Genomic DNA, 14,522 nt, shown 5'->3' with positions numbered 1-14,522 from the left:
AGCCTTCCGTAGCTGTCCGTAAATGCGTCACGGTCGCTCTCGTCAGGCTCCCGCTCCCCATAGGATTTCAAATAGCCCTCACCGTCATAGACGAACACACCGACCTGGCCTATTGAGAGTGTCTCGCATCGCTCCACCCAGACGATCTGCCCGTCATGGTAGACCGGCTCCATGCTGTTGCCGGATACTCTAACGCCAAAATCCGCTTCCGCCGGAACCGCGTTTTCCGGAAAGCTGACCATCTCAAAGTTGTCCTCATCCAAGAAACTGCCTGTACCGGCTGAGACTCTGAGATTGCTGACGGGCTTATCGATATAGCGGATCGTATTCATGGGCGTTGGCATGGGATTGTATTTACCGGTAGCGATCAGATCCTCCCGGTAAGCACGAACCTTTTCCGCCCCCGCTTCGTTGAGCAGAGGCGTGTGTTCTCCGGTAAAGGCAGCAAGGCCATCCTCAAGGTCCAGCGCATAGCAGATCGCCAGCAGTTGGTATGCATTGGGAACAGTCAGGCCATTCGTCCACTTCCCCAGCGCGGATTGGCTTACATCTACACCAAAGTTCTTCAATGTTGTGCAGAATTCTTTTTTACTCAGCTTTCGGTTTTTGAGTTCTTCCGAAAGCCTTGTACCAATCACATTGTTCCGCTTCTCAGTCTCAGCACTGTATCTCAAACCGTTCTTTGAAGGAGCCGGAAACGGGATAACCGTTGTTTTCTGACTGTTCATAAAGAAACCCTCCGTCTTAGGATGATCCCATTATACACGGGAATAGCTATTCTTGTCAATCGCAAATAGCTTGTTAAGCTACAAATGCGACATTGACATAGCTTTATAAGATTGTTATGATGGGGTCATAGCCAAGGGAACACCTTCCCTTCCATGACAGCTAAGATGTGAGGAGGAATGCGGATGCCGATTTTATCTCGGAAAGATCTTGAACGGATATCCCGCAGAGTGCTGTTCCGCTATCTGACGCTGTCAGACCGCAAAATGGATCGCATCGACCCGGTCGACTTTGCGGAAAAGATCTGCGGACTTCATTTCGCGTTTGCGGATATGAGCGTAACGGGCTCGATCCTTGGGCTGACCTCCTATAGCGACGTCGATCTCACCATATCCGTTCCCCGTGGAAACGGGTCAGTCCAGGAATTTCACTTGAACGGCAATATCGCCTATGTGGATCAAAACCTCGCAAATGCGGGATCGGTGGGACGGTTGAATTTCACTCTGGTACATGAAGCCGCGCATCAGATCCTCGGTATGCTTTACCCGGAGGAATACAATCCAAGCGCGCAGCTGTTCATCTGCCGCCTTGCGGATGAACGCTGCACATACCCCATCACCGATTGGGTAGAATGGCAAACGAATGTGCTGACGGCGTATCTCCTACTCCCCCGTGAGCTGATCGACCGCTACATGGATGAGCTTGGCCTTGGCCGGCAGATCAAACTCCTGAACAAAGTATTTGCCCCCAAGGAATATGCGCTGTTTTCTGAAATGGCAAAGCGTTTGGGCGTCTCGAAAACAGCATTATCCATTCGTCTGGACAATCTTGGCATGATCGGCCGAAATGATTTTAGTAATCCGTATGCGCCCATCCATATTTATGCGGATGACTTTGACACAGCATAGGAGGTAGTCGTTATTATGGCAAAAATCAATTCCAAAGCGCTTGACCCGCAGCGGTATGCCTGCATCCAAGCCGAACAGCGGGAGCTTGAGCAGCAGTACTCCACCCATATCACCATGGCACGGCTTTGCCCGTATTGTAAGCTGCGGCTTGAAACGCTCTGCAAAGGGGCCCACGGCGCGACATACCTGAAGTGCCCGCAATGCGGAGAGGCGGTTTTCTTCCCGCCTGTTGTATTCCGCATCGCATAACCGCGAATAATCGATCTGTCCCCAACAATTAAATACCAAGTATGAGCCTCGGAGCCGCTTGATGCGTGACCATCCCATGTGCCGCTTGATTTGTAACTATCGTTCCTTTTAGGAACATAGTTCTGTCAACGCGGCCAATGGTCAGACAAATCAAGCGGCTCTTTTTTTGCGCATGCAGCTCCGGAAAAGGAGTTTGCAATGCGCTTTTTTCATATCCTTCCCCTTTCAGCGTGGGAGCCGTATATCGCTGAATACCCCTGATCTCCCGATTTTTTGAACCTCACAAAATTCAAAAAATCACAAAGGAGATCAAAAACCATGTCTGAAAAAGCATATATTCTCAACGTTTACAACACTATGACCGGCGAATTTGAGCTCGTCCAGGTCACGAAGGAAGTCTTCCAGACCTACAGGCGGACGAAATGGCACATCGAAGACAGCACGGAACGCTTTTACAAGCACGAAACGCAGGTGAGTTCTCTGATCGGCGGCGAAAATGACGGATACGAGCGGTTCCATGAATTTATTGATTATGACAACACCCCTGAAAATCAGGCAATTGAGGAGATGGTGCGCCAGTCCCTGCGTAATATTCTGGATCTGCTCCCGCCGAAAGATTATGAGCTGATCTACGAGCTTTACTTCAAAAACCGCTCCGAAAAGGAATATGCACAGATGCTTGGGGTCTCTCAGCAGGCCATTCATATGCGGAAAAAGCGCATTCTGAAAAAAATTAAAAATAATTTGGATGAGCAGGGTTGTTAAGATGCCAGTTTTCTCCCGTATACATGCGAGAAGAAAAGAATCTTCTTGTGAACATCGAAAACTGGATATCCGGTGACGAATAACGTCAGCTGACGGTCCCCCGGCGAGGGGGAACAGCGATGCGGCGGATGCGCGAAGACCACCTGCATCGGAATTACTCCGATGTCAATGAACGGCCAATAAGGTGCAGAGCGAAACTCATTCAGCCAAAAGCGGGCATGGCAGCCCGTCTCGCAATGATCCCGTCAGCCTATAATGGTACATCCTGTCCAGCCACAGCCGCAAGCAATGGGGGCAGCTCGGAGAGATCCTCGGAGGGGTTAGATTCCCGATGGGCGCTGCCAGGCGCCGGTTCGTTCAACCGCCCGACAGTCCGGGAAGTAGTGTCGAATAGGACTGAGCAAAAGAACTTTAAAAAATATAGTGAGGGCCGCTCCATATCCGGGTATAGCAATATGCTTCCAACCAAGACAGGAGCGGTCCTCTGTTTTTATCTTCCCCAATGTGATATAATCTGAGTAAAATCTACGTATTTCATAAAGGGGGCGGTATTCCATGACCAACTATAGCTTGAAGCCTACAGACGAAAATGCATTGGGCTTGCTTAAAACTGACCCTATAGGCAGAAATAAGTACATACGGCGGTTTATTCAAATGTTAACCCGTATGGAGGATGATTGCTATACAGTCGCCTTGAATGGAGATTGGGGCAGCGGCAAGACATTCTTTGTGAAACAGATCAAGATGATTCCTGATGCCTACAATCCGCAGTCCAATATGGACGAGGAACAATGCAAGGCGGTACAGCAGTGTTATAGGGATAATTCCTGCCCGGATTCTTATGCAACTGTCTATTATGACGCTTGGGCATTCGATAACCATGATGACCCCATTCTATCTCTGGTATACACAACACTTAAAAGCGGATGTGGAGAAGAACCAGAAGGGAAAGGAAATTCCCTTATTGAGGCTGCTGTAAGAGTGATCGATGTGATCAAGGGTACAAATTTAACAGAAATCTATGGAGCGTTTAAGAATCAGCAACCGGAAAAATTAACAGCGGAAATTGAAAAGACGGAAGATCTAAAGGACAGCATACGAGCATTCATTGACACCCTGATTCAAGAAAAGGGAAATCGGCTGATTATCTTCATTGACGAACTGGACCGATGCAAGCCGGACTATGCAATTCGGCTCCTTGAACGTATCAAGCATTACTTTGATGATGAGCGGATCACCTTTGTATTTTCTGTAAATCTCACGCAGCTTCAATGGACGGTAAAAGGCTACTACGGAAGCAGCTTTGACGCGACAGGATACTTGGAAAAGTTCTTTGACTTTTTCTTTACTGTTCCGCGGGTTGATAGTGTGCGTTTTTTATGGAATAGTATGAATCTGGATACAGATAGCGTCACAGGTCAGATGTGTGTTGCTATTATCAAGCAGTTCAACTTCTCCATGCGTCAAATGGAGCGATACATCCGAGTCATGAAAATCATAGAAATGGGTGACGCTTGTGAAAATGCGCGTAGCAGGAGAGATAAGGCAACTGCATTTGTGGGAGAATTTGTGATTCCCCTTCTCATTGGCTTGCAAATCAATGCCACGCTCGCGCAGGAAGTTGTAAAACTCTGAAAGAAAATCTCCTGTCATGTTGCGAATCATTTGCTGCACTTCACCGGGAAGCACAGTGGGCTGATTACGGATAACTTCATCAATGTCACAGTCCTCTAAAATCCGGGCATAGAGAGCGTTGCATTTGCTAGAAATGTTGTTGTAAAGGGTGATGACACCCTTTTCAAAACTTTCAACTACCGCTAGATCCGGGTGTCCGTTACGGAGTTTGAGGACATCAATGGTAAAACCACCGATATCGATGATATAGGCAACAGAGTAGGTCTTGAGGATGCCATACTGTGTCACAGCGGCTGCAAATGCCTGTGGATAGCTCAGGACCTTATTGACCCGAATTGAGTAGTATTTGCCGTTGTATTCAAAGTCGATCGTCTCGCACCGGCGGAGAAAGTACTGCTCAAATCGACTATGCAACTGCTCATAATGTGCCGGAGGAAGTCCGACCAGCAGCGTGATATCAATAGGATCCAGGGTTTCAGGAATCTTGCGCCGCTCCAACTCCTTGGCAATCGCAAAAAGAGTAAGAACGTAGAATCGATCATCTTCAGTTTTGTCCCGGAGATAGGCAATACGTTGTTCTGTCAGTGTATAATACCGATTGTTCCAACAGATGTAATCCGTTTTAAAGCCTTGTAAGCCTTCGGAAACAATCAGGCCAGATGTGAATAACGTATTGGGTGTCTTGATCGATTTGTTACCGTGATCGACGGAAATAATCATAAAAACGGACCTCCTTAATCATTGAACCAGAGTACGTTAAATACTGCACTCGATGTACCTGTAATAAATTACGCATAGTGTTCTCATGGAACAACAACTACACTAAATGCTTTTCTTCAGCGTCACCCGTGACAAATCCCAAAGTGATTTTCAAAAGTGATACGCAAAAAAACAGTGATGCAGTTTCCTTTTACGGACTGCACCACTGTTTTCAATGTTTTTTTGGAGGTCTGTTGCAGCCATGGCATTTGAGATGTCACAGCTAAAATTCCACGCGTGCCGAACCCCATGCAGGCAAGCAGATGTATACCATGCACAGTGTTTTATGCGCACTTCAGATTGAATAATTTTTGAAGAAGCAAACTGCATCATTTGCTATATCACTGGAACTCTTCTTTCTATTGCAGTTGAAATACAATTTGCCATTCGTTTCATCGCATCCTTCAATTTCAAAAAGAGTCGGATAGGTAGATGAAGTGATACGAAAAGAGAGGTTCGAATTTGCGCTTACTGTGCCTGTAGCCGTGGATGCATGATCATAAACTAGAATAATGCTCACATTTTTCTTAGTCAACGGAACAAGGAGTTGGTCTGTGCTTGCAATATAACCAATACCCTGTCTAGTATAGTCCGCTAAGCCAGGAACAGTGGAGCCATTGACAAGAGCGTTACCAATGTTCAAATCAAACGCATGGGAAATATTCACAACCCCGCTGTTCGAATTGAGCGGCACTTTTCCTCTGTACACGCCAACGCAATTTTCAGTACCATCAGTCACAAAGAAAAGGAAGTAAATATAGCTAGAATCCTTTGCATATTTTTTTGCGCCTGAAATAGCTACATTCTGTCCATTATGCTTTAAGGTATATCCTCCCAATTGAGTATAAGTATTCCCAGAATATTGCAATTTGACAAGGCTCTCACTTCCGGTTTTCATCGTAGCAACGAATAGATGATATTTATTTCCTATTGTGCATGTATCCATGTCATTGGCGTGACCTAATGAAGTAATATAGGTAGCAGATGTTTTTCCATTTGTCATGAGAGTGGTAGATCCATCGCTAATTTTAGTCCGATAAATCACTTGCTTGCTTTCATCGTCATTACACTTGGCGGTGTAAACATAAGATGAACCTACTGCAAACCCTTGTGCCCGATTGCAGCCATTACCATTTGGAATTGTTGCAACTGTCGAATAGGTGTTATAGTACGCAGCTGTTACAGTAATCGTTAAAACCGATGTAGCAAAGAGGGCCAGCGATATAATTCTACGAAAGCACCCTTTTTTCACCATAGAATTCTCCTCCTATAATATCCATGAGCAAATTGGTCAAAACCTTATCAATACTTTGTTTGTGCCAAGTGCCATACATATAAAGCCGAAGCTCAGGGTAAAAGAAATTCCTTGTTTTATTCAGCGCAAATTGCGTTTGTTCTTTCGATATATCTCAGGGAATAGTCATGCAAATGTGATAAATGGCTCATCTCATGTTCGGCCATCAAAGAAAATGGGATTGCTCCATGCGGAATGGCCGTTTTCATCCACGCAGACAACGCGCACATAGGACTCTTTTCCCGTCAGGCGATGGGATGCCGCCGTCAGCGGTTTGCCCGCTCCGGCAAAGAAGGATTTGCCTCTGGGGGCATACGTTACAAAGTGGATCTCCCTGCAATCGGAGCAGGACACATACACGCAATCGCCATCCATGCCAAAATCATGGATCACGGGGCCGCTTGTGGCGTAAAATGCGCCTTGGAAGAGTGCGTCCAGCACCGCCTCCTTTGTGCGGCTCACCGCTTTAACCCAGATCCAGCCGCCAAACAGGTCATCGGGGACATGGACATCGTCCACAGCCGTGGCATACAGCTTTTTCCCCTGCCGCAGCAGCAGATCCCACAGCACTTCCGCATTGCCGCCGTGGCAAAGATGCTCTGTGCCGTTGTTATAAATTTCAATGGCGTGGCAGCCGCTCAGTGACTCGATCTCTTCCCAGGTCATTCTGGACCATACCGGGTGCGCCAGCGACACGAACTGCCCGTCACGGCGCATCATGTCCACCAGCTGCTGGTCCGTCAGCTCCGCGGAGGAATACCGCCTACACGGATAATCCGTGGTACACTTCCCTGCCGCAGACAATCCGACCACATGGGTGCATTTATCCGGACTGTATTCGATATCATGCTCCAGCCCCGTAAGCAGAAGCAGTCTGTCTCCAATCAGGTCGTCATGGGATTCCAGTATATTGTGGTCCGTCATGGAGAGGAAATCATACCCGGCGGAAGCGTAAGACGCAGCCAACTCTTCCGGCGTAAACATTCCGTCCGACACCGTGGAATGACTATGGGGATTTCCCTTGAGCCAAATACCATCCTCGGGGAAATACGATTTTTTCATAGCACAGCCTCAATTCCAGTAAATACCATTACTTAAAGATCGTCGGCAGGAAGGTGGAAATCGCAGGAATGAATGTGACCAGCAGCAGAGAAATGAACAATGCGCCGATCAATTCCTTGCCCTGCTTCAAAAATTCCGGCATTTCAATCTTACACAGGTTGCAGCACTGATACATGACTGCGCCGAACGGCGGCGTCAGGGCGCCGATGGACAGATTCAGAATACAAACGATTCCAAAATGGATCGGATGGATCCCCAGTTGCATCGCTACCGGGTACAGCAGCGGAACGGCGATCATCAGCACGGCAGAGCTGTCCACAAACATGCCCATGATGAGCAGGATGAGATTCACCACCATCAGGAAGCCGATCCGGCCCACGTTCATCCCCAGGATCATCCGGGTGATCTGCTGCGGGATCTGGGCATAGGTCAGATACAGGCCGAAGACCGTTGCGGAAATGATGATGCCGAAAATATTAGCCACGGACGCAAAGGATTCCTTCGCAACCATCACCAGCTGTCTGGGGTGCATTTCCCGATAGATCACAATGCCGACAAACAGGCAGAGAATGCACAAAACCGCGCCGCCTTCCGTGGCGGTCACGATACCGCTGCGCAGGCCGACAATCAGCACGATGATCATCAAAATAGCCCAGAAGCATTCGATCAGGCCGCGGAATATCTCTCTCAGGGAGGCCCGCTTTTCGCGGGTAGGCTTATAACCGTCCCGATGGGAGACATACGCTACCGCCAGCATCAGCACAATGCACATCAGAATGCCGGGCAGGTAACCGGCCATAAACATATCCAGCACAGAATTTTCCGTAATGGATGCGTACAGGATCAGCATGACCCCCGGCGGGATCATGGGAGAAATCAGTGCCGAGGATGCGGTAACGGCGGCTGAGAACGCTCTGTTAAAGCCCCGCTGCTCCATTTCAGGCACCAGCATTTTGCACTGCATCGCGGCATCTGCATTGGAGGAACCGCACAATCCGCCCATCAGCGTGGACAGCAGCACATTCACCTGTGCCAGACCGCCCCACATATGGCCCACGCAGAGATCCGCGAACTTCATCATGCGGGAGGTGATGCCGGTATAGTTCATCAGCAGCCCCGCTGTAATGAAGAACGGGATCGCCATTAAGTTCATATTCATGCCGGCGGAGACCATCTTGGACAGGATCATGTTCAAAGGCATCTCCGTGGCAATAAAGCCGAAGTAAAAGACGGCGCCGCTGAGGAAGGCCATCGATACGGGGATTCGAAGTGCCAGAAGGACCATAACAAGGATCAACGGCAGCCAAATACCGATACCACTCATTTTTGATCCTCCCCTCTTCTGAAAAGACGGCTTATAATCGTCCAAAAGCTGCGGACAGCGCCGCTGAAATATCCAAATATAATACTTGCATACCCTACAGCCAGCGGGATCTTCGTACCCGTGGCATAACGGTTCAGATTGCTGCCAAAGAGCTTATAGCCCCAGTAAACCATATAGGCAGAGAACAGCAGGATAAACAAATCCCGCAGCAGGTCAAAGAACACCCGCACCTTGGGGGGCATCTTGTTTACGATGAATTTTACATCCACATGGGCATCCTTGCGGTACAGATAGCCGAAGAAGCCATAGCCGATCCAGACATAGGCCAGCAATGCGGTGGCTTCCAGACTGATGGAATACTTGTTCAGAACGGAACGGTTGATAATATTTAAAACCACCGGCACGATGACCGTCACGATCATCAGACAGCCCAGCAGCTCTTCAAATTTACCATCCCGGAAATAAGCGATTATTTTTTTCATAGGCCCCTCAAATCCTGATGACGTGTTGTGAAAGAATATCGTCCGAGGAAGGCCAAGCCCTCCTCGGACGATGCCTTGGAAATCCGATCCTATCAGATTTTGAATGGTGTCGGGTTACTTGGAGCGGATCTCAGCCAGAGTATCCAGCAGTTCCTGGCCGATGCTGTACTTCAGCACCAGATCACCGCAGCCCATATCCAGGAAGGCCTGACGGTCAGCCTCATGGAACTCAACGCCGGCCGCTTCCATCTCTTCGCGCATCTTGCCTTCGTTCTCCACGGAGTACTGATTGTAGCGGATACCGGCCTGATGCAGCTCGTCCTCAATGATCTCCTGATACTCAGCGGGGATGGTGTTCCACCACTTGGTGGAGCAGAACAGTGCGTCAGCCAGAGGCTGCTGAGCCAGCAGGGTCACGTGATTCACCATTTCATAACTCTTGGTGGAATACATCAAGCTGATGGACTGATCCAGCGCGTCGATCGTGCCGGCGGACAGAGCGCTGAGCTGTTCGGAGGCCGCCATGCCCATGGGAGAAGCGCCCATAGCCTCGAAGCACTCAAGATAAGTCGTGGAGTTGGGAACACGCAGCTTCAGGCCCTTGATCTCAGCGGGAGTCGTATAGGGCTTCTTGCCGATGACATGGCGCATACCGCCGACAAAAGCACAATTCAAAGCATGGATGTTGACTTTATCCATCTCAGTAACGATTTTTTCAAACAGCGGGGTGTTCATGACGTCCAGGAACTCCTCGCCCTTTTCAAACACAAAGCCGCACTGCAGGGCGCTTGCGTCATAGTACAGGTCCTCCCACTGGCTGTAAGCAGCCATCAGCAGCAGAGGAGAATCGGCCATGACCGCCTCTACACCATCTACCAGATTGCCGAAGGTGTTGTTGGGATACAGGTTCACGATCACAGCACCATTGGTGCGCTCTTCAATATTCTTCTTCGCGTTATTCAGCTCCACGCTGACCTGGTCCAACTCTGTATAGGAATGGGAAATGCTGATGGTGATGGGGTCGGCAGACGGTTCCGTGGTCTGGTCGCTGGCAGATGGGGTGCCGTCAGTGGCCGGGGTCTCGGTTTTATTTCCGCAGGATGCGAGGCTCAGGGTCATAACCATGGCGAGTGCAAGAGCAAACAGCTTTTTCATGTTGTCGTTCCTTTCTCTTCCTGAATTTATTTTGTTATCCCGCAAAAGGGGGTTAACAACAAGGTGGTCATTCTTTGTTTCGGTCCAGTTCTGCAATTACCTCATCAGAAAGCTGATCGAGCAGATCCAGATCCCAAACCATCTGCAAAATCGTGTAGCGGGCACGTACCTCCTTGCAGTACAGGAACGTGCTTTTGAGCAACTGCGCGTCAACGCCGATCTCCGCAGGCGTACACGGGGAACCTAGCGTATGCAGAACGCCGCTGATCTTCTCCGAGGACGGCAGCTCGCTCAGCAAAGTGCGGATCTCATTCCAGTGTGCTTCCATGGTGTCGATGCGCGCCAGCCGGGCTGAGGTCTCATTCTTCTGCGCTTTGGCTTCCATTTCAATCACGCCGTCTGCGGCAGGGCCGTATGCCGTGCAGATTTCCTTCTCCCAGCGAGCAGGATCATATCGCTTCGCCGCCGCTCTGGCCGTCACAAAGTCAACATCGGCCTTGAGCAAATGCTCGACCAGCTTCAGCACCAGTACCGTTCCTACGCCGACCTGCGTGCCATGGGGAACCGGACGCTTCCCTGCCTGCTCAAACATCATTTCCCAGTAGTGGGACATATGGTGTTCGCAGCCGGAGGCCGGTCTGGAGTTCCCGTACAGACTCATCGCAACGCCAGCCAGGACAAGCCCTTCCATGATCTTTCCCAGTGTTTCGGGGTCACGGTCTATGGCCTTGTCCGCATCGGAAAGCACATTCTTTACGCAGCTTTCCACCAGTTCCACAATGCGCTCACAATAATGCTCTCCCGTGATGATGCGCGCCAGTTTCCAATCGCACAGGCAGGTAAACTTTCCAAGAAGGTCTCCCAGACCTGCGGCGATCATGCGATACGGCGCATTTTTCAGAACGTCCGTATCTCCGATAATTGCGATCGGCGTCTGTGCGTCAAACGTGGTTTTAAGGTGATTGACCTGAATGGCCGCAATGCTGGAGGCAAAACCGTCCATAGGCGCAGCCGTTGCGACTGTGTAAAACGGCAGGCCCATTTTATAGCTGAAGTACCGGGTCATGTCGTTGATCGCTCCGGTGCCGACCGCGACCACCAGGTCACAGCCGTCCGGCATGTGGATGGCCAGTTCTCCCAGGGTAGCTTCGTCAAATCCCAGATGGGAGATCTGTACGATCTCATGCTGGATCCCTGCATCCTCCAGAAGCTGATCGCAGGTTTTTCCGGCAATTTCATAAGTAATCGAGTCACTGATCAGATATACGCTCTGAAACCCCATCAGCTTCACCAGCACAGGCAGCTCGTTCAGCGCCTGAGCGCCTACCCGAACGACCCGGAGAGATGCATAGTGCTCTCTTCCGCATTCACAGGTGAAGCGCTGATTCAGATAGGTGTTCAAATCCATGGGGCACGAAGGCATTTTCATATGAACGATCTCCTACTTCCGGAAAGGATTCCTGACTGACAGAGAAATGTGACAGTTTTTTCTGCAAATTCATCATAGCCCTTGTGCAATTTTAAATCAAATGTAATCTTTCCGCCCCCTTTCTCCGCAGAATCCAAGCAAATCTTGTAAATAATTCAGTAAATTTTTAGCTGTTATTTACTAAATTGTTTTTTGGAAGACCGGCCTGTATTTTTTTGTGATGATTCCATATGTGAACAGCTTTCAAGGGATCCGTTTCTTCTCTTTTTCGTTAGTAAACTATTTACTAAATTATTTGCCTGTCATTTTTTCAGCGTTTTATAATCTACCTTTTGCACAAAAGGAGATTGAGAAACTGTACAAGCTTCTCAATCTCTCATTGCTTTTATATCGTGCTTTAACCCCTTCTTGGTCCCGTACTCTTTCGAACAATTAGCTTCGGGAAGTATTCCACCCGCGTAATCCCGTCTGGACTGTTTCCAACCTCAAGCGAGCTGTTGCCGCTTTCAATCTTCCGGATCAGAACATCGACCGCTTCCCTGCCCGTTTGCTTTGCATAGCTCTCAACAGAGGTCAGCGACACTCCCCGGAACTTGCAGACACTGGTGTTGTCGCATCCGCAGACGGAATAATCCTCCGGGATTCGTTTGCCCGAATCAATCACCGCATCCATGACGCCAATCGCCATGATATCATTAACCGCAACAAAGGCGGTTACATTCTCGCCCCGCTCAAGCAGCCGCTTTGTCAGCAGATATCCGAGATCGTAGCCCTCCGGCGGTGTTTTCATATCTGTCAGGTCTTTTTCAGGCAAATAAACGATCACGCTCTGTTCGGGGTCAAATCCGTGCTCCGCATAAACTGCCCGCAGGCCTTCCAACCGGCGAAGTCTTGTTACCTGTTTGGTTTCAAACGTAGAGCTGATCAGCGCGATCCGTTCATGGCCAAGCTCGATCAGGTGTTCGGCAATGATTCGTCCGATCAGGAATCCGTCAATCTCAAACACATCCATATCACTCTTGCTGTCTTTATCATAAATATGGATGACCGGCTTCGTCCAGCCTATCTGCTGAAGCAGCATCGTATTTTCAGGCGGGTAGAGAAAAAACATTCCCGCAATCGGGAGCTGCCGGCAGAGCTGCATCACCTGCGTTTCCTGATGGATCTCCCGGAAGGTATTAAACACCATTAGAGAATACCCTAATTCTCTCGCCCGCCATTGCATTGACTCTGCCATGTGAACATAGTACATATTGGAAAGCGTAGGTGTGATTGCCGCCAACGTTTTCTCCTCCGCTATATTAACTGCCGTGTGGTTGCGTACATACCCTAATTCGCTGCATGCATCCAAAATACGGCGGCAGGTTTTTTCTGGGAAGCGGCGCTCACTCTTTCCGCTCAATACCATGGATACAGTAGTAGCAGAAACCCCTGCATACTTTGCGACATCTTTTGCTGTTACTTTCGTCTTTTTCATATTGCCTCATCGAGTACGCTTACTCGACCCACCTCTTTCCTAAGTATCCTTCTCATTTGTATAGGTACCACTTTTGATTCTTTGCAAATAAGCGGCTCCACTCACTGCCAACACCTGCGTTCTCTGAATTTCATTATAGGTGATTGTGCGTCCATTATCAACAGAAAGAACCTTGCCGAAGTATTCGGGGTTTATTTATGAGCAGTCTTTCAAAAGGTCATGGAGCTTTCTGAGCGCGTGATTGATGGATTTTCTGGCAGCATTCATATAACACAGCCTTCCTCATGAGCGATCTCACGGATCGACTGATTCTCCATCAGCATGCGGATCCTCCGCTGTTGAATCGGGGTCAGCTGAGCGATCGCTTCATACAGCTTCGCAACTTGCTCATCCCATATCAGGGCATCTTCCAGCGGGTTCCGTTCATACGTTTTCGGCATTTCCAAAACATCCTCGATTGGAGTCCAATCGCGGTGATAAACTTCTTTGCGGTAAATGCGCTGGGTCTCATTCTGCAAGGCGCGCCACTCGTCATACAGTTCATCACTGACGGGGATCTCCTCGTAAACTCCATGCGCCCATCCATATTTATGCGGATGACTTTGACACAGCATAGGAGGTAGTTGTTATTATGGCAAAAATCAATTCCAAGGCGCTTGACCCGCAGCGGTATGCCTGCATCCAAGCCGAGCAGCGGGAGCTTGAGCAGCAGTACTCCACCCATATCACCATGGCACGGCTTTGCCCGTATTGTAAGCTGCGGCTTGAAACGCTCTGCAAAGGGGCCCACGGTGCGACATACCTGAAGTGCCCGCAATGCGGAGAGGCGGTTTTCTTCCCGCCTGTTGTATTCCGCATCGCATAACTGCGAATAATCGATCTGTCCCCAACAATTAAATACCAAGTATGAGCCTCGGAGCCGCTTGATGCGTGACCATCCCATGTGCCGCTTGATTTGTAACTATCGTTCCTTTTAGGAACATAGTTCTGCCAACGCGGCCAATGGTCAGACAAATCAAGCGGCTCTTTTTTTGCGCATGCAGCTCCGGAATTTGGATGAGCAGGGTTGTTAAGATGCCAGTTTTCTCCCGTATACATGCGAGAAGAAAAGAATCTTCTTGTGAACATTGAAAACTGGATATCCGGTGACGAATAACGTCAGTTGACGGTCCCCCGGCGAGGGGGAACAGCGATGCGGCGGATGCGCGAAGACCACCTGCATCGGAATTACTCCGATGTCAATGAACGGCCAATAAG

15 protein-coding genes and 1 pseudogene are annotated in these 14,522 nt (G+C 49.3%); 5 read left to right on the top strand and 11 right to left on the bottom strand.

The genetic code is table 11. The features are described from left to right. On the bottom strand, positions 1-728 hold a 728-nt coding region (locus H8Z83_RS17845; protein WP_187016288.1), incomplete at its 3' end, for an XRE family transcriptional regulator. Positions 729-905: 177 nt separating this feature from the next. On the opposite strand from H8Z83_RS17845, the gene H8Z83_RS17840 reads away from it, so the two are divergent. The 4 genes from H8Z83_RS17840 to H8Z83_RS17825 all read left to right on the top strand — a co-directional run bounded on the left by H8Z83_RS17840 (position 906) and on the right by H8Z83_RS17825 (position 4,283). Further along, the gene (locus tag H8Z83_RS17840) at positions 906-1,634 is read left to right on the top strand and encodes an ImmA/IrrE family metallo-endopeptidase (protein WP_187016287.1); all 729 of its coding nucleotides are present in this window, start codon (positions 906-908) and stop codon (positions 1,632-1,634) included. 15 nt (positions 1,635-1,649) lie between these two features. Then, positions 1,650-1,883: a hypothetical protein gene (locus H8Z83_RS17835; RefSeq protein WP_119310983.1), complete on the top strand. Its 234-nt coding sequence runs from the start codon at positions 1,650-1,652 to the stop codon at positions 1,881-1,883. A gap of 318 nt (positions 1,884-2,201) precedes the next feature. After that, positions 2,202-2,648 (top strand): sigma-70 family RNA polymerase sigma factor, encoded by a 447-nt coding sequence (locus H8Z83_RS17830; RefSeq protein ID WP_187016286.1) that lies wholly within the window; start codon positions 2,202-2,204, stop codon positions 2,646-2,648. A 555-nt stretch (positions 2,649-3,203) separates the two neighbouring features. Then, entirely contained in the window at positions 3,204-4,283 is a 1,080-nt protein-coding gene (locus H8Z83_RS17825; protein ID WP_187016285.1) for a KAP family P-loop NTPase fold protein, read from the top strand. Positions 4,284-4,592: 309 nt separating this feature from the next. Here the strand turns inward: H8Z83_RS17825 and H8Z83_RS20265 are convergent. From H8Z83_RS20265 to H8Z83_RS17785, 9 genes and pseudogenes are all read right to left on the bottom strand, one after another. Next, positions 4,593-5,003: pseudogene (locus tag H8Z83_RS20265) on the bottom strand (ParM/StbA family protein); the annotation flags it as partial. 334 nt (positions 5,004-5,337) lie between these two features. Continuing rightward, positions 5,338-6,297 carry a hypothetical protein gene (locus H8Z83_RS17820; protein ID WP_207732091.1) on the bottom strand — a complete coding sequence of 320 codons (960 nt, stop codon included), beginning with the start codon at positions 6,295-6,297 and terminating at the stop codon, positions 5,338-5,340. Positions 6,298-6,489: 192 nt separating this feature from the next. Further along, positions 6,490-7,398, bottom strand: a complete 909-nt coding sequence (locus tag H8Z83_RS17815; protein ID WP_187016284.1) for a CehA/McbA family metallohydrolase — start codon at positions 7,396-7,398, stop codon at positions 6,490-6,492. A gap of 28 nt (positions 7,399-7,426) precedes the next feature. Then, positions 7,427-8,722, bottom strand: coding sequence for a TRAP transporter large permease (locus H8Z83_RS17810; protein ID WP_187016283.1), 1,296 nt, complete (start codon positions 8,720-8,722; stop codon positions 7,427-7,429). Then, the gene (locus H8Z83_RS17805) at positions 8,719-9,204 is read right to left on the bottom strand and encodes a TRAP transporter small permease (RefSeq protein ID WP_187016282.1); all 486 of its coding nucleotides are present in this window, start codon (positions 9,202-9,204) and stop codon (positions 8,719-8,721) included. The genes H8Z83_RS17810 and H8Z83_RS17805 overlap by 4 nt, the downstream gene beginning before the upstream one ends. 114 nt (positions 9,205-9,318) lie before the next feature. After that, positions 9,319-10,359 (bottom strand): TRAP transporter substrate-binding protein DctP, encoded by a 1,041-nt coding sequence (gene dctP / locus H8Z83_RS17800; RefSeq protein WP_187016281.1) that lies wholly within the window; start codon positions 10,357-10,359, stop codon positions 9,319-9,321. Positions 10,360-10,426: 67 nt separating this feature from the next. Further along, positions 10,427-11,788 (bottom strand): sn-glycerol-1-phosphate dehydrogenase, encoded by a 1,362-nt coding sequence (locus H8Z83_RS17795; protein ID WP_187016280.1) that lies wholly within the window; start codon positions 11,786-11,788, stop codon positions 10,427-10,429. 397 nt (positions 11,789-12,185) lie between these two features. Continuing rightward, on the bottom strand, positions 12,186-13,265 hold the full coding sequence (locus H8Z83_RS17790; protein WP_187016279.1) for a LacI family DNA-binding transcriptional regulator: 1,080 nt from the start codon (positions 13,263-13,265) through the stop codon (positions 12,186-12,188). A 263-nt stretch (positions 13,266-13,528) separates the two neighbouring features. Next, the gene (locus tag H8Z83_RS17785; RefSeq protein WP_187016278.1) at positions 13,529-13,783 is read right to left on the bottom strand and encodes a hypothetical protein; all 255 of its coding nucleotides are present in this window, start codon (positions 13,781-13,783) and stop codon (positions 13,529-13,531) included. A gap of 113 nt (positions 13,784-13,896) precedes the next feature. Between H8Z83_RS17785 and H8Z83_RS17780 the strand changes: the two genes are divergently transcribed. Then, positions 13,897-14,130 (top strand): hypothetical protein, encoded by a 234-nt coding sequence (locus H8Z83_RS17780; protein WP_119310983.1) that lies wholly within the window; start codon positions 13,897-13,899, stop codon positions 14,128-14,130. A gap of 204 nt (positions 14,131-14,334) precedes the next feature. Here H8Z83_RS17780 and H8Z83_RS19445 read toward each other — a convergent pair. Next, a partial coding sequence (locus H8Z83_RS19445) for a hypothetical protein (RefSeq protein WP_207732090.1) occupies positions 14,335-14,522 on the bottom strand: 188 nt, incomplete at its 5' end.

It is taken from the genome of Dysosmobacter segnis (genome assembly GCF_014297285.1).
GTDB classification, from domain to species: Bacteria; Bacillota; Clostridia; order Oscillospirales; family Oscillospiraceae; genus Oscillibacter; species Oscillibacter segnis.
Note: the sequence above shows the minus strand (reverse complement) of the source record. Positions and strands in the feature narration are given on the sequence as shown.